The sequence below is a fragment of the Pseudomonas sp. MF6755 genome, assembly GCF_016405635.1.
Lineage (GTDB): Bacteria > Pseudomonadota > Gammaproteobacteria > Pseudomonadales > Pseudomonadaceae > Aquipseudomonas > Aquipseudomonas haemolytica.
Genome location: NZ_JAEKDA010000019.1, coordinates 23,524 through 37,890, shown reverse-complemented (window position 1 = coordinate 37,890; position 14,367 = coordinate 23,524). Strand labels below are relative to the sequence as shown.

At 59.6% G+C, this 14,367-nt stretch carries 11 protein-coding genes; 5 read left to right on the top strand and 6 right to left on the bottom strand.

Going from position 1 to position 14,367, the window contains the following annotated elements; translation table 11 throughout:
* Nucleotides 1–62 precede the first annotated feature (62 nt).
* On the top strand, nucleotides 63–332 hold the full coding sequence (locus tag JFT66_RS23590; RefSeq protein WP_034119310.1) for a PepSY domain-containing protein: 270 nt from the start codon (nucleotides 63–65) through the stop codon (nucleotides 330–332).
* An 18-nt stretch (nucleotides 333–350) separates the two neighbouring features.
* On the opposite strand, the gene JFT66_RS23585 is transcribed toward JFT66_RS23590, so the two are convergent.
* Entirely contained in the window at nucleotides 351–5,495 is a 5,145-nt protein-coding gene (locus tag JFT66_RS23585) for a dermonecrotic toxin domain-containing protein (RefSeq protein WP_198860290.1), read from the bottom strand.
* A 170-nt stretch (nucleotides 5,496–5,665) separates the two neighbouring features.
* On the opposite strand from JFT66_RS23585, the gene JFT66_RS23580 reads away from it, so the two are divergent.
* A complete protein-coding gene (locus tag JFT66_RS23580; RefSeq protein WP_198860289.1) occupies nucleotides 5,666–6,703 on the top strand; it encodes an Ldh family oxidoreductase in 1,038 nt (345 codons plus the stop codon).
* Nucleotides 6,704–6,742: 39 nt separating this feature from the next.
* Here JFT66_RS23580 and JFT66_RS23575 read toward each other — a convergent pair whose 3' ends face one another.
* Nucleotides 6,743–7,063 carry a DUF883 family protein gene (locus JFT66_RS23575; RefSeq protein ID WP_198860288.1) on the bottom strand — a complete coding sequence of 107 codons (321 nt, stop codon included), beginning with the start codon at nucleotides 7,061–7,063 and terminating at the stop codon, nucleotides 6,743–6,745.
* A gap of 164 nt (nucleotides 7,064–7,227) precedes the next feature.
* Here JFT66_RS23575 and JFT66_RS23570 point away from each other — a divergent pair, with 164 nt between their 5' ends.
* The gene (locus JFT66_RS23570) at nucleotides 7,228–7,482 is read left to right on the top strand and encodes a hypothetical protein (protein ID WP_003190904.1); all 255 of its coding nucleotides are present in this window, start codon (nucleotides 7,228–7,230) and stop codon (nucleotides 7,480–7,482) included.
* Here JFT66_RS23570 and JFT66_RS23565 read toward each other — a convergent pair.
* A complete protein-coding gene (locus tag JFT66_RS23565) occupies nucleotides 7,475–8,374 on the bottom strand; it encodes a LysR family transcriptional regulator (protein ID WP_198860287.1) in 900 nt (299 codons plus the stop codon). The two genes, JFT66_RS23570 and JFT66_RS23565, sit on opposite strands and share 8 nt — an antisense overlap.
* 90 nt (nucleotides 8,375–8,464) lie before the next feature.
* Here JFT66_RS23565 and JFT66_RS23560 point away from each other — a divergent pair, with 90 nt between their 5' ends.
* Nucleotides 8,465–9,391 carry a carbon-nitrogen hydrolase family protein gene (locus JFT66_RS23560; RefSeq protein ID WP_034119306.1) on the top strand — a complete coding sequence of 309 codons (927 nt, stop codon included), beginning with the start codon at nucleotides 8,465–8,467 and terminating at the stop codon, nucleotides 9,389–9,391.
* A 49-nt stretch (nucleotides 9,392–9,440) separates the two neighbouring features.
* Here JFT66_RS23560 and JFT66_RS23555 read toward each other — a convergent pair whose 3' ends face one another.
* From JFT66_RS23555 to JFT66_RS23545, 3 genes are read right to left on the bottom strand one after another with little or no spacing between them, the layout of a single operon-like run.
* Complete coding sequence (locus tag JFT66_RS23555) at nucleotides 9,441–9,992, bottom strand: GNAT family N-acetyltransferase (RefSeq protein ID WP_198860286.1); 552 nt, start codon at nucleotides 9,990–9,992, stop codon at nucleotides 9,441–9,443.
* A 5-nt stretch (nucleotides 9,993–9,997) separates the two neighbouring features.
* Entirely contained in the window at nucleotides 9,998–10,459 is a 462-nt protein-coding gene (locus JFT66_RS23550) for an LEA type 2 family protein (RefSeq protein WP_198860285.1), read from the bottom strand.
* Nucleotides 10,460–10,474: 15 nt separating this feature from the next.
* Nucleotides 10,475–11,902, bottom strand: coding sequence for a nucleobase:cation symporter-2 family protein (locus tag JFT66_RS23545; RefSeq protein WP_034119303.1), 1,428 nt, complete (start codon nucleotides 11,900–11,902; stop codon nucleotides 10,475–10,477).
* Between the two features lie 233 nt (nucleotides 11,903–12,135).
* On the opposite strand from JFT66_RS23545, the gene JFT66_RS23540 reads away from it, so the two are divergent.
* A complete protein-coding gene (locus JFT66_RS23540; protein ID WP_198860284.1) occupies nucleotides 12,136–13,761 on the top strand; it encodes a methyl-accepting chemotaxis protein in 1,626 nt (541 codons plus the stop codon).
* The last annotated feature ends 606 nt before the right edge of the window (nucleotides 13,762–14,367 follow it).

Below are 14,367 nucleotides of genomic sequence, written 5' to 3'. Positions count from 1 at the left end.
TTATTGGGTACTACCTAAAATCCCAGGACAAGTGTCCGTAATCCCCTCAATGGAGTACGAATATGTTGAAGAAAACCTTAGTCGCCCTGTGTGCAACCACCGCGCTGCTCAGCGCCGGCGCCGCCCTGGCCGATAAGCCAGGTGCGGGCTGGATCACCATCGAAAAGGCCATCGAGGTGGCGAAGACCAAGGCCGGGTACATCGAGGTCTACGCGGCGGAAGCCGACAATGACGGCTACTGGGAAGTCAAAGGGCGAAAATCCGACGGCATCGTTTATGAAGCTCGAATCGACGGCGCTTCTGGCAATGTCCTGCGCGATCAGAAAGACTGACGCCACCCGGGGGCCGGTTCAGGCCCCCGGATCCAGCAGACGCCCAAGATGGGTAATCAGGTAGGTGACTGAGTCGGCGTTGGCCAAGATTGTGTCGATGCGTTTATCGGGGTCATTCATGAAAATCTGTCGGGCGTTATCAAGGTCCTTGGCACCCGTGGTGTTGAGGACTTTTTGTTTGACGTGATAGGTAGCGGTTTCAGCGCCGAAGTCTGCCCATTTCGACTCTAGATCATCCCAGGTCTTGAACAGCATCGTGGCGGGGGTCAGCATCGACAGAGCTGTCTTGTGCAAATCTTCCAGAGTGGTTTTCATCAACTGAGCACCCGGCTTGTTCGCGTCAATCAGGTCAGAGAAAGGCCGCATGCTGTCGAGGTACGCGATGTCTTCGGTGCGGAATTTCAAGTGCGTCAATTCATGAATCAACACGCTACCCCTGGCGTGTGCGGATATGTCGAAGGGTGTGGTCAAACGATTCTGGTAATCATCCATGGCTGGATCAAAGAAACGATTGAGTAAATACAGCTTGCGTTCGCGGTCTTCGGATATGACAAAGGCATATTCCTGCGCGCCCCCCACGCGACTGGTCCCACTGACAAAACGTTTTGAGTCGGGGCCAGTTAAAGTGGCATCACTCAATTCAGCAAGTATTCCATCAACCATTTTTTCGGTTCTATCGAGCTGATCAGAGGTGAGGCTGATGACACCGAACATTTCGCCCAAAAGCTTACCGACCCGGCTATTGGGATCCAGCAGGTTTGAAAAATGAGCAATATTGCGCTTGCAATTGACGGTGTAGTAAGTCGCTACATTCAACGCTTCATTGATCACTTGGGCCTTCCAGCTGGACAATGCGGCAATCTGTCTTATGCCGGTGGCCTCTATATTGATTGCCAGGCGTTCGTCGCTTCGCGTTCTATAGCGCGACAGGGCTTTGCCAAAACGCGGGTTATGACGACTGAGGTCCAGTACCCAGGCGCCCTGTGCATTGCGACCGATATACGGCCCGGTGTGCTCGTTGTTGCCCAGGCGCCAACGTTGTGCGGTTCGCTTGACTGAATAAACTTTACCGCCCAGTGGCACGTAGTCCTTCAAGCTCTTCTTATCGCAATAAACATGGTTGATGGGGCATTTCTCCAGGTCCTTCAGGGCAATGTCGTGATCTTCGAAAGGCTGCAACTGCGTACGCGACGCCGCCGTGACATGCAGGCTGGCCAGGCTTGTGGCGGTAGGCAGTGTTTCGTCCTCAAGCTCGGCCAGCGGTACTTCCTTTTCCGTGGGCGGTGGTTCCGCGCAGCCTTCAAGTTCCGTACGCAGTGAGGCTAATTCAGCCACACCAGAGATGAAATCTTTCAGTGCTGGCGTCCATTCATGCAACTGCAGTGCCTCAGCCGAGCGCTTGAACAAGCGGTAGCTACGCCACACAACCAGCGGATAGGCCAGTTTCCCAGCCATAAATTCCACGGCCTTGGGAATGTCATCACCCAACAGGTCGACCGCTTTGTTCCATAGCATCTGGGCGTCTTTCTCGAACTGGCCGGCAAACATCTTGAGCAGCATCTGCGTATTGTCATTAAACAGGTCGTGCAGGGCATTGCCGCTTATGGCGGGCGAGGCCAGACGGATGTCGGTGGAGGGGCGGCGGTTGTTTTTCAACAAGTTCCGGTACGTGGCCTGATGCGGTGCCTCCAGGTGGTTCAAGGTCCACTCCTGGAGTTCTCCCGGCCGTTCCAATTCATCGAGCAATGCTTGCTCGTTCGCATATTCCTTGAACACATGGTTTTTGCTATAGGGCGCGTGCAGTACCAAAGGGCCGACGCTCTGGGTTTTCGGGCCTATCAAGTACATGCCCAAGGCCTTGACGGCCGCGGCGCCCTTGGTGGCAATCAATGCCAGGGAGCGAATAATGGCCGACGCACCGGTAAGCATCCCGCGCGCCAGGGCGTCGGGCATGTTGAAGACCTGTTGGACCATACCCAGCGCCCGTGTTGAAAGTCGTTCTCGCAGCTTTTGCTCATGGGCGTATTGCAGGGTTTGCCAGGGCAATTGCCGACAAAACAGGTCGCGCCGTTTTCGCCCTCCCTGCGTCTGAGGGTTGAGCTGGTCTTGCAGGAGCTTCTGGTAGTGGGTTTTCAGATCCAGTTGCCGGACCATCTGGATCACCGCACTCGCATCCAACGTGGCCGGCAGGGGCGTGGCCGTTCGAGAGCGTGGGCGGATGTTCTCGGCGTCCAGATCTGGCCAATGGCGCAAGGCAAACTCGGTCAGGCTGTAGACATGAACGTCGAGGGCCGGGTGTGCGGGGATCAGTACGTCATCCGGGTCGATGTGCTGCCCGGGGAACCGTGCCTGTAGCAACGCTAAAAGTGCGGTGCTCGTATGCTTGCGGATCGGCGTTATTCCATGCAGGTAGTCTTTTTCGTCCGGGGCGCTGTTGCGGTACTGCTCAAGCAGTTCTACCTGGTGGATCTGCGCCTGGGCCGACGCCATGCCCAACCAGGCGGGTAGGGCCTGCTGGTTGATCATCGCACCGGCCACCGTAATGGCCCGTGCCAGGTTGGTGGGCGCAGCCTGTGCCAATACCGTATCCAGTCGGTCTTGCAGCGCCCGTGCGGGCAACCTCATGGAAAGCAGGCGATCAACGCCGTCCATGACGTAGTCACTGTAGGTTTGCAGGCGATTGTTCAACACGTTGTCATCAATGCGTTGCAAGGGGCCCAGTCGATACACCTGGTGGGGCACACGCAGGGAGGCCAACAGGTTTTCCAGCAGGCTCAAGCGCCTGATCGGGTGCGCCAGACGCTGTGTCATCTCTTCGCGCAGGGCTGTTATCGAGGTAAAGACCTCGTGGCCGTGGCGCGGCGTCCACAGTACGACATGACCCGAGCGCTCGGGGTCGATACCACCGCGTTCCGTCAATAAAAACGTATTGGCAAGGGGCTGCACTTTCTCGGGTGTACCCGTGGCCAGTGTTAACGCATAGGCATCGGGTAGAAAGCCGTTGATACCATGACGAGTCAAGCGCGTCAGGCTTTCGGCGCGCAGCACGGCGTCAAGGATTTGCTGGCTACGCGGCGCCAGGGTGTTGTCCAGCAGCCTCAATTCAGCTTCGCTGCGCAAACCCATGAGCATCGAATGGGCATGTTTGTCGCGGCTGTTGGCAAGAAACAGGACCGGCAAGTCGCGCATCGAGTGTTTGGCGAAAACCAGCAGTACTTGCTCGATTACGTTGTTAAAAGTGTTCAGGGTCATGCTGTGCAATTTAAGCGCGATGCCCGGGTCGGGTTGGCTGTAGAACCAAGTCCGGGACGAGGCCGCAACCGGCGAGGCCTCGAGGCTCAAACGTTCGATGAAGTGCTCAACCATGCTCAGGGACGATACCGGTGGGCGTTCTTCACGCTCTTGAGCCTGGGTGGCGTAGGTGTTGATAAACACCTCATGGGCCTTGAGGTCCTGTTGCTGTTTTTGCAGTTCAGTATTCAATGCCAGCGCGACCATGCTGCGTAAGGTCGGATGCTTTTGGCGTTCTGCGGCAAGTGCCTCCTCTGCGGTCTCAAGGCGTTGAAGGTGGAGCTTGGCACGCTCTGCCTTCACCGTAGAGGGGCGGTCGTTGCCACTGGTGACGGGGTGGACAGTCCAGCGCCCGCCTGTATCCAGTGTCGTCAGGCGGTGGTCGAGCATCATGCGTATGTCCAGGGCGTAGTCAAGCAACGCCGCCAGGTCCACTTGGCCATCGCTGCGGCGGTAGAGCTCCAGCGCGTGGTTCATATTACTGGTCTGCTTGAGCGCAATGTCTTCGACCATGCTGGTGAAAATCCCGGCCGTGGCAGGCTCTACGGCGATGTTAATCTGGTCGAGACCGATAAACGTGTTGCGCTCATCCAAGGACAGAAAATTGAGCAGCTCATCTTCGTGTCCTGCGCTCTTGAGCATGCTCAATAACGTGTCTTTCAGATCATCCAGGTCTTCGACCACCTTTAAACCGCGCGTTTGCGTGTAAAGGTAAGCGTGTGTCTCGCTGAGCGCCAAAGTGCCGGCCAGCTCCACATAATGTTGGTAGGGCGCGTACAGGCGTACCTTTTCCACGCTCAGGTTGCGGGCATATGTGCGGCGAGTGGTCTGATCACTGAGGAACATGGCCTGGAGCATATGGCTTTCGTCGGCACTGATGATGGTTTGCTGGCGTTTGAGCAGGATATCGACGCGAAACTTATCTGCCATGACCTGCGCGAAAAGGTTCAGGCGTGAGGTCCCGCTATTTGTATCCTCGTTCCAGTACGTTTGCAGCAGGCTGTCCAGTAGCCTTGAAAGTATGTTGGAGATTTGTTGGATCAGCATTTCCCAGTTCAGACGGTCTTGTTCAAGCTGGGCTGGGGTGAAAGCCGTTGTGTCACGTTTCGGGTTGACGAATTCGCGGGTTTGTTCTTTGGGCCAGGCATGTTTCACATAGAACTGCAGCAGCGCTTCGCTTAAAGGTAATGAAGCGACCCAGCGACGAGGGCCACCTGCCGTCTCTTGGGTAAAACAGTTCACCCGGGTGTCGCGTTGGTCCAGGCCGGGGAAGTGAGCGCGCGCCATGATGCCCAGCAGTGTGCCAAGCATGTCGGGCAAGGTAGGGATTTTTTGCAGTTGCTCCAGCATCGCCTGTACGTTGGCTTGTTGGCAGGCCTGGAGGGTCTGCTCCTGGTCCTCTTGCACGGAGCCCTCGACGATCTCGCTGGTGAGCGTTATGGCGGTGCCGATGGGTAACACATTGCGTTGCGCAATCGATTGGAAGCTCAGCAACTCAACGCGCTGTAGCGGGTCCGCCAACTGCTCGCCAAGCTCGGTGAGCAGCGTGGTGTGATCTTCAGCGACCTGTATGCCGCCATAAGGGGTGTACAGCAGGGCCTTGCAACCGTCCGGGCTGGGGCTCATCACGAAAGCGCCGGCGAGAACTATCGCCGGTTGCCCTGCAACGTTGATCAGCAGCTTTTCCACGCTCATAGGATGTGTGTGCACCTGGGGGGCGCGTCGGGCGGCGTCGGTGGCGTAATACCGGGTGTGCAACCACTCCAGGTCCTTGACGGTGAGCCCCAGCGCACGTTCGCGCTCGCTCGGTGTTTTTCGGCTGTTGGACAGCAGGAACTCGTCGAAAAAATACGGCGGGGTTACGCGGACCATCGTCTGTCTCCATTGTGCTTGGGGAATGACAGGCTAAATTCGCGTCCAGGGTGAGCAGGGGTAAATAATCAGCCCCTGTGCAAGTTGACATCAGGCGCCGGGCGTGGTGTTTAATCGACGGTCTGGATGTTCATTCGTTGCCCCCTCCAATCATAAAAACGGAGCTTCAAATGTCTGCGCAGTCTCCGACAGTTGCCACGGCTTGCACCTCAATCGGCTTCACCGAGCTGGTGACATTGCTAGAACAGGTTTTTGTGAGGCACGGTACCTCGCCAGAGGTAGCCGCTGTCCTGGCGCATAATTGCGCGAGTGCCGAACGCGATGGTGCTCATAGCCATGGTGTGTTTCGTATTCCCGGGTATGTGTCCACGCTCAACAGCGGCTGGGTGAACGGCCGGGCGGTGCCGGTAGTGGAGGACGTGGCCACAGGTTTCGTGCGCGTCGATGCCAGCAATGGTTTTGCCCAACCGGCCTTGGCGGCCGCGCGTTCATTGCTGGTGGCCAAAGCGCGTAGCGCCGGGATTGCGCTATTGGCCATCCATAACTCCCACCACTTTGCCGCGCTGTGGCCGGATGTCGAACCCTTCGCCGAAGAAGGCCTGGTGGCACTGAGTGTGGTCAACAGCATGACCTGCGTAGTGCCCCATGGTGCGGACCGGCCGCTGTTCGGCACCAACCCGATTGCATTTGCGGCGCCACGGGCAGACGGCGCGCCGATAGTGTTCGACCTCGCGACCAGCGCCATCGCCCATGGCGATGTGCAGATCGCTGCGCACGAAGGCAAGCGCCTGCCGCCGGGCATGGGCGTCGACAGCCTGGGCCAGCCGACTCAAGACCCCAAAGCCATTCTGGAGGGCGGGGCGCTGTTACCGTTTGGTGGCCACAAGGGCTCGGCGTTGTCGATGATGGTCGAGTTATTGGCAGCAGCGCTTACCGGTGGCAACTTCTCGTTTGAATTCAATTGGTCGGATCATCCTGGGGCCCGCACGCCTTGGACGGGCCAATTACTGATCCTGATCGACCCGAGTAAAACTGCTGGGCAAAACTTTGCCGAGCGCAGCCAGGAGTTGGTGCGGCAGATGCATGCGGCGGGGTTACGGCGGTTGCCGGGGGATCGGCGCCATCGCACACGGGCGAAGTCGCAAGAGACAGGTATTGAGATGCAGATGAAGGTGCTTCGGCAATTGCAGGAAATGGCCGCAGGCTAGTCAAATGGGGGGCGCGCCAGCGGCGCAGCCCCCCATGGCTCAACTGCGACGACCGAGCAACAGGCCGACAACCAGGCCAAAGCCTGCGGAGATGGCCACGGTCTGCCACGGGTGGCCACCGATGTAGGTTTCAGTGGCATCCACCACGGGCTTGCTGCGTTCGCGCACGCTGGACACTGAGTCCAGGGCTTGCTTGAGCTTGATGGCGACCTGCTCGCGCAGGGTTTCACCTTCCTCACCCACGAGGGAGGCGCTGCTTTTGAGCAGTTTGTCCGATTCCTCGATCAGCGCGGTCAATTCGCTGAAGGCTTGGTCCTTGATTTGATCTTCGACAGCTTGGGCGGCGGTTTTGCGGGCCATTGGGTGACTCCTTGCAGGTGAATGTGACAGTGAACAATGGAGTATTGGGCAGCGGCAAAAGTTGCAGTTTTTTTCCCGGGTCGATCATCTGAGGCAAAATCCGAATCGGGAACTTTAGACCTACAGTGTAAGATGTCGCCTATTTGTGTAGCAGGTAATTCAACATGAGCTTCAATCTCGCCAACAAGACCCTCGCCGAACGCGCCGAGCTGGAAGATGAAAAGTCCCGCCTCTACGACCTGTGGCAAACCAACCTGGGCAAGGCCAAGGGTGAGGCCGCACGGCTGTTCGGTGAGCGTGCCAAGCGCAAGGGCAAGTGGGCCGAATGGGTGCGTGCGGAACTTGACGGCATGTCGCCGCCGGAGTTTTCCAACATGGTGCGCAGTGAAGTCAACAAGCTGATGGCGGCGGCTAAATAAAGCCCGCCACAATGGCCTCGCGCACTTTGAGCAGCATCGGGTCGAGTTGGGCTTGGGTACGCCAGCCCAACTCCACCGGGTAGCGCGGCAGCACCAGCGGGCAGGGCAGCACACTTAGGCCGGTCATTTGCGCAATGGCTTGGGCCGCATGCCCGGGAATCGTCGCCACTGCGGCGCTGCCTTTGAGCAGATACGGCAGCGCGGCGAAATGGCTGGTGGACGCGCACACCTGGCGGCTCCAGCCTTGTGCCGCCAAGCCTTCATCGGTAATGCCGATAAACCCGCCTGACGACACCAGCACATGTTCCCGTGCAACGAATTCCTCCAGGTCGATGTTCCGCTGGTCGGGCGCCAGGCTGTGCGGGTCTACCACGCAGCGATAGTCACCTTCGCCCAGCACCTGTCGACTCAGCCTGCGTTCGGCAAAGCCACCGGCGGTGATGGCCAGGTCCAGGTCACGGTCAAGCAGGGCGCCGGCGACGATCTGGCTGTGGGTCTGGCGAAAGATCACTCGCAGTTTCGGCAGGCGCTGGGCAATGGCGTCCATCAGTCGACGGCCGTAGGCAATCTCGAAGTCGTCGGACAGCCCCAATACCACCGAGCGCCCCCCGTAATGGAGATTATCCGGGCTGATCATCGCCAGGCTCTGCCGGCAGCGGTCCAGCGCCTCGCTGATCACCGGCTTTAACTGATTGGCGCGCAATGTGGGTGCCAGGCCGCGACCGGTGCGTATGAACAGTTGATCGCCATACAGCTCTCGCAAACGCCGCAGGCCAGCGCTGATCGCCGATTGCGTCACGCCCAGGCGCAATGCTGCGCGGCTGGCACTGGACTCATCGTGCAGGGCTTCGAAGGTTTTCAGCAGGTTCAGGTCGACCTGGGCGATATTCATTTGGCTCATATCAATTAGCACTGAGTTGGGCTTTATTCATGATCGAGCCTGACCTGAAAATGGGCAACCCTTATCACTGGAGTGAGCGTAATGCCCGTATCGACTGTCGCAGCCCTGCAAATCGGCGCCTTGCCTGGCGGCAAGGCTGAAACTCTGGCGCAGATCCTGGCCTATGAAGATGAAATCCAGCGCAGTGGCGCGCACTTGGTGGTGATGCCCGAGGCGTTGCTGGGCGGCTATCCTAAAGGCGAAAATTTTGGCACGCAGTTGGGTTATCGCCTTCCCGAAGGCCGTGAAGCCTTTGCGCGGTATTTTGCCAACGCCATCGACGTGCCGGGTGTGGAGACGGAGGCGCTGGCCGGATTGTCGGCGCGTACCGGCGCCAGTCTGGTGCTTGGGGTGATCGAACGCAGTGGCAGCACGTTGTATTGCACTGTGCTGTATTTCGAGCCGGTGGGCGGTCTGGTTGCCAAGCACCGCAAGCTGATGCCCACCGGTACCGAGCGGCTGATCTGGGGCAAAGGCGATGGCTCGACGCTGCCTGTGATTGACACGGCAGTCGGGCGTATTGGAGGTGCTGTGTGCTGGGAAAACATGATGCCTTTGTTGCGTACGGCGATGTACGCAAAGGGCGTAGAGGTGTGGTGCGCGCCCACCGTGGACGAGCGCGAGATGTGGCAGGTGAGCATGCGCCATATCGCCCATGAAGGCCGCTGCTTTGTGGTCAGCGCGTGTCAGGTGCAGGCATCGCCGCAGGCGTTGGGCGTCGAGATTGCCAACTGGCCCCAAGATCGCCCGTTGATTGCCGGCGGCAGTGTGATTGTCGGGCCCATGGGGGACATCCTGGCTGGGCCACTGTTGGGAGCGTCGGGGTTGTTGACGGCGCAGATTGATACTGAAGATCTGGTGCGGGCACGCTATGACTATGACGTGGTGGGGCACTATGCCCGGCCGGATATTTTTGAATTGGTTGTGGACGAGCGTGCCAGGCCGGGCGTTCGCTATATCACTGACTGAACAGGGTAAAAAGTGTGGGAGGGGGCTTGCCCTCTCCCACATTTAATCTTCAGCGTTTGGGGGGCTGGGATTTCAGCCATTCTTCACGGGTGATTTCCCAGATCTCCCGTGGGAGCGTGCCTGCGACAAACTCACCCTCATCCGTCCTGATCAAACGCATACCCGTACGCTCTGAAATGCGCCGCGACACCAGGTTCGGCGCCGCCTTGGGCGCGCGCAGCACGGGGCGCTCAAGCACGTCGAACCAATAGTCAGTCACGGCGGCACTGGCTTCGGACATAAACCCTTGCCCCTGCCACTGCGGCCCGAGCCAGAAGCCCCGGTTATCATCCTGCTCGTCCGTCAGGTTGATATTGCCGATCAATTGTTCTGGCGCGCTTTTAAGGCAAATCGACCAGTGCCATTCCTTACCACGGGCCATGGCGGGCAGGGCAAGCTGTTGCAGATAGATTCGCGCGCCGTCCTCCGGGTAGGGCCAGGGCACCATGGCATTGAGGTAGCGCACCACTTCCCAATGCGCAAATTGCTGCTGGATCGCCTCGGCATCCTCCAACACCAGCGGGCGCAGGATCAGGCGTTCGGTGACGAGTGTCGGTTGCATGGCGGTTACCAGGTAGCGGTGTTGGGCAAATCCAGGGTACCGCGTTCTACAAAACGCATGGTGCCGAACACCCCGCCCGCCAGTTTGCCGCGTAGCACGTAGGGCAGGTTGTTCAGGCTTTGGGTCTGGCTCAGGCCTAACGTCTGGCGCAACACAGAAAACGCTGAAACGCTGACTGGCACCATCAGAACGGTCTCGGAGAAGCGTGGAATGCTGCCGGCCTGGTCACTCACACCCGACGCCAATGGCCGGCCATTGACCTCCAGGTCCAGGGCCACACCGTTGTAGTCGATCGCGGTTTCATTGGGGTTCTGCACCCGCAGTTTCACGGCGAAGCGCACTTCCAGGTCCTGGCTTTGCAGCGGCTCGATGCCCACGACATTGATGTTGACTGGGTCGCGGTTGGGGAACAGCGCGCAGGCGCTCAAGGTCAGCAGCAACAGCGATAGAACCATGAGCTTGCGCATATAACAGTGCTCCTACTAGTGGGTCACGTCCGGGTCTTGCATGACCTTGAGGGTCGAGGACTCCGGATCGAATTCATCTTCTTCCAGCTCTATGAACTCTTCGGGCAGGAAAATGTTCAGCAGGATTGCACAGAACGCGCCCACGGTGATCGGCGATTCGAAGATGTTGTGCAGGGCCTTGGGCAGGTCGCGCAATACTTCCGGCACGGCGGCAACGCCCAGGCCCATGCCGAGGGAGATCGCCACGATCAGCACATTGCGCCGATGCAGGCCGGCTTCGGCGAGGATCTTGATCCCGGCCACGGCCACGGTGCCGAACATGATCAGGGTCGCGCCGCCGAGTACCGGCTTGGGCATCAGTTGCAGCACGGCGCCGATCATCGGGAACAGTCCCAGCAGCACCAGCAGGCCGGCGATAAAGTACGCGACGTAGCGGCTGGCCACGCCGGTCAATTGGATCACACCGTTGTTCTGGGCGAAGGTCACCATCGGCAGGCTGTTGAAGGTGGCGGCCATCGCCGAGTTGAGCCCGTCGGCCAGCAGGCCGGATTTGATGCGCTTGATATACAGCGGGCCCTTGACCGGTTGTTGGGAAATCATCGAGTTGGCGGTCAGGTCGCCGGCGGCTTCCAGGGGCGAAATCAGGAAGATCACCGCCACCGGGATAAACGCCACCCAGTCGAACGAGAAACCGTACTTGAATGGCACCGGCACGCTGATCAACGGCACCTGGGGCAGGGCGGCCATGTCGACGCGGCCCATCCACCACGCCACCAGGAAGCCGAGGCTCAGGCCGATCACGATCGAACCCAGGCGCAGGAACGGATTGCTGAACCGGTTGAGAACCACAATGGTCAGCAGCACCAGCGCCGCCAAGCCCATATTGCCCGCGGCGCCCAGATCGCTGGCGCCGTAGCCACCGGCCATATCGGTGACCGCCACCTTGATCAGCGACAGGCCCATCAGGGTAATGATGGTGCCGGTGACCACCGGAGTGATCAGCTTGCGCAGCTTGCCGATGAACTGGCTCAGCACCACCTCGATAAATGCGGCGAAAAAGCAAATGCCAAAGATTGTCGAGAGGATTTCATCGGTGCCACCACCCCGAGCCTTGACCATGAAGCCGGCACTGAGGATCACGCTGATAAAGGAAAAGCTGGTGCCTTGCAGGCACAACAGGCCCGAGCCCACCGGCCCGAATGTGCGTGCCTGCACGAAGGTGCCCAGGCCCGAGACGAACAGCGCCATGCTCACCAGGTACGGCACTTCGCTTTCCAGGCCCAGTACGCCGCCGACGATCAGGGTCGGCGTGATAATGCCGACGAAGCTGGCCAATACGTGCTGCAGGGCGGCAAATATCGCGGCGGTGAAGTGCGGACGGTCTTCCAGGCCATAGATCAGGTCGGATTTATAGCGCGGGCGGGGGGCTTGAGCGTCAGACAAAATGAGGGCTCGGGTCAGAAAATGGAGGCGCAGGATGCCAGAAACCGTCGATGGTCAGAAGTGTAAAAAAATATTTATGAAGACCCTGCGCTAAAGCATCGACCCGGCCGATATCGGGTATAGGCCCACATTACAACGACAACAGTGGTGACCAAGGTCCGGGCAGCGCGTTGACGCTGACGGATCGTTTCGCGGCAGGGACGCTCGCAAACACTACTTCTGAGAGCAGCCCTATGTCCCTCCGTCACCTGAACATTGCCCCTCGAGCGTTTCTCGGTTTCGCCTTCATTGCGGTGTTAGTGGTGTTATTGGGCGTGTTTGCGGTCAACCGCATGACGCAGATGCGCCAGTCCTCGCTGGACATGAGCGCAAACCAACTGCCCAGCGTGACGTACCTGGGCACGATCACCGAAAACGTGCTGCGCCTGCGTATCCTGTCGTTTCGCGTATTGGTCAACCGCGAGCCTGCCGCCCTGCAGGAAGCCGAAACCCGCATCGGCGTGTTGGCCGACAAGGTCAAAACCGCCCAGGCCGGGTACGCCACGTTGCCGGCCGGCCCGGAGGAAGCGGCGCTGTACAAGGCCTTTGGTGTCACCTTGGACAATTACTTGAAAGCCCAGGCCGACATGCTCACCTTGTCCAAGCAAGGCAAGGTCGATGACATGCGCGCACTGATCAACAGCCGCATCAAGGACGGCACGGACCAGATGGGCGAGCAGTTGAATAAGCTGATCGCCATTAACGCGGCCGACGCGAAGAGCGCGGATGCAGCGGCCGGGCAGAGCTACGAAGGTGCGATCACCGGTGTGGTGGCGGTTTCCGTCGCCGCCGCATTGCTCACGGTGTTGCTGGCCTGGTTGCTGACCCGCAGCATCGTCACGCCGTTGCGCAAAGCTGTGGAAGTCGCTGAAACCATCGCCGCTGGCAACCTCAGCACCACCATCGAGGACGATGGCAAGGATGAGCCGGCGCGGTTGCTCAGCGCCTTATCGGCGATGCAAACCAGCCTGCGCCAAACCATCCAGCACATCGCCGGTTCGGCCACGCAGCTGGCGTCAGCCGCGGAAGAGTTGAGCGCTGTCACCGAGGAAGCCTCCCGCGGCCTGCAGCAACAGAACAATGAAATCGACCAGGCCGCCACGGCCGTCAATGAGATGACGGCGGCGGTGGAAGAGGTGGCGCGTAATGCGGTCTCCACGTCCGAGGCGTCCGGGCAGTCCAACCAGGCGGCGCGGGAAGGCCGCGATCGGGTAATGGACACCGTCGGCGCGATCCAGACCATGACCCAGGACGTGCAAACCACCGCGGTGATGATCGAAGGCCTGGCCACCCAGGGCAGGGATATCGGCAAGGTACTCGACGTAATCCGCGCGATTGCCGAGCAGACCAACCTGTTGGCGCTTAACGCCGCCATTGAAGCCGCCCGTGCTGGTGAGGCCGGGCGTGGCTTTGCGGTGGTCGCCGATGAAGTGCGCGCACTGGCCCATCGCACCGCGCAGTCGACCCAGGAAATCGAGAAGATGGTCGCCGGCATCCAGAACGGCACCGGTGAAGCCGTGCAGTCCATGCAGCAGAGCAACCAACGCAGCCAGGCCACCCTGGAAATGGCCCGCGCTGCCGGCGTGGCCCTGGAGCAGATCACCGAATCCATCAGCCTGATCAATGAGCGCAACCTGGTGATTGCCAGCGCCTCGGAAGAACAGGCCCAAGTGTCCCGTGAGGTGGACCGCAACCTGGTCAACATCCGTGACCTGGCCACCCAGTCGGCGGCGGGGGCTAACCAGACCAGTGCGGCCAGCCATGAGCTGTCGAGGTTGGCGGTGGATTTGAATGGGATGGTGGCGCGTTTTGTAATCTGATCTGGGATACGGTCAAAAATGTGGGAGGGGGGGACCGAGTACATATCCGTTGCTGCGGTAACGGCTGCTATTGGTTCCGCTCTTACAGCGGCTCACTTTTGGAAGGACCGGAGTGCCGGCCCAGCCAAAAGTAAGCAAAAGGTCCTCGCCCCACCACTCGGGACCTCGCTCCGGCTTGAATCCGTGGGCCGCCGCCCCGCGCCATCCATGGCGCGGGGCGGCTAACCCGGCGTCCTGCCGGGTTACCCACGGATTCAAGCCTGCGTTCGGCCAGCGTGGTTTAACGGGGCGCCTGAGATCAAGATCAAGAGCGACTCGCTACGCATCGTAGATACGCTGGCGGCGCTTCTGCTTTTCTGTGCGAACGGGACAGTTAAGCGAACGAAATGCTCAACGCAGCGAAGATAAAATGTGGGAGCGGGCTTGCTCGCGAAGGCGTCGGCCCAGCAAACATTGAGGTTGACTGACCCACCGCTTTCGCGAGCAAGCCCGCTCCCACAGGGGTACGCGCACGCAGCATCGATCAGGTCGGCTATAAGGCCGCCTCGCTGTGTTTTTGATCTTGATCTTAGCCGCCCCGCGCCATGGATGGCGCGTGGCGGCGGC

What these genes read in the sequence shown, in the direction of transcription:
- JFT66_RS23590 (WP_034119310.1), top strand. Translation starts at nt 63, where the DNA reads ATGTTGAAGAAAACCTTAGTCGCCCTGTGTGCAACCACCGCGCTGCTC.
- JFT66_RS23585 (WP_198860290.1), bottom strand. Translation starts at nt 5,495, where the DNA reads ATGGTCCGCGTAACCCCGCCGTATTTTTTCGACGAGTTCCTGCTGTCC.
- JFT66_RS23580 (WP_198860289.1), top strand. Translation starts at nt 5,666, where the DNA reads ATGTCTGCGCAGTCTCCGACAGTTGCCACGGCTTGCACCTCAATCGGC.
- JFT66_RS23575 (WP_198860288.1), bottom strand. Translation starts at nt 7,063, where the DNA reads ATGGCCCGCAAAACCGCCGCCCAAGCTGTCGAAGATCAAATCAAGGAC.
- JFT66_RS23570 (WP_003190904.1), top strand. Translation starts at nt 7,228, where the DNA reads ATGAGCTTCAATCTCGCCAACAAGACCCTCGCCGAACGCGCCGAGCTG.
- JFT66_RS23565 (WP_198860287.1), bottom strand. Translation starts at nt 8,374, where the DNA reads ATGAATATCGCCCAGGTCGACCTGAACCTGCTGAAAACCTTCGAAGCC.
- JFT66_RS23560 (WP_034119306.1), top strand. Translation starts at nt 8,465, where the DNA reads ATGCCCGTATCGACTGTCGCAGCCCTGCAAATCGGCGCCTTGCCTGGC.
- JFT66_RS23555 (WP_198860286.1), bottom strand. Translation starts at nt 9,992, where the DNA reads ATGCAACCGACACTCGTCACCGAACGCCTGATCCTGCGCCCGCTGGTG.
- JFT66_RS23550 (WP_198860285.1), bottom strand. Translation starts at nt 10,459, where the DNA reads ATGCGCAAGCTCATGGTTCTATCGCTGTTGCTGCTGACCTTGAGCGCC.
- JFT66_RS23540 (WP_198860284.1), top strand. Translation starts at nt 12,136, where the DNA reads ATGTCCCTCCGTCACCTGAACATTGCCCCTCGAGCGTTTCTCGGTTTC.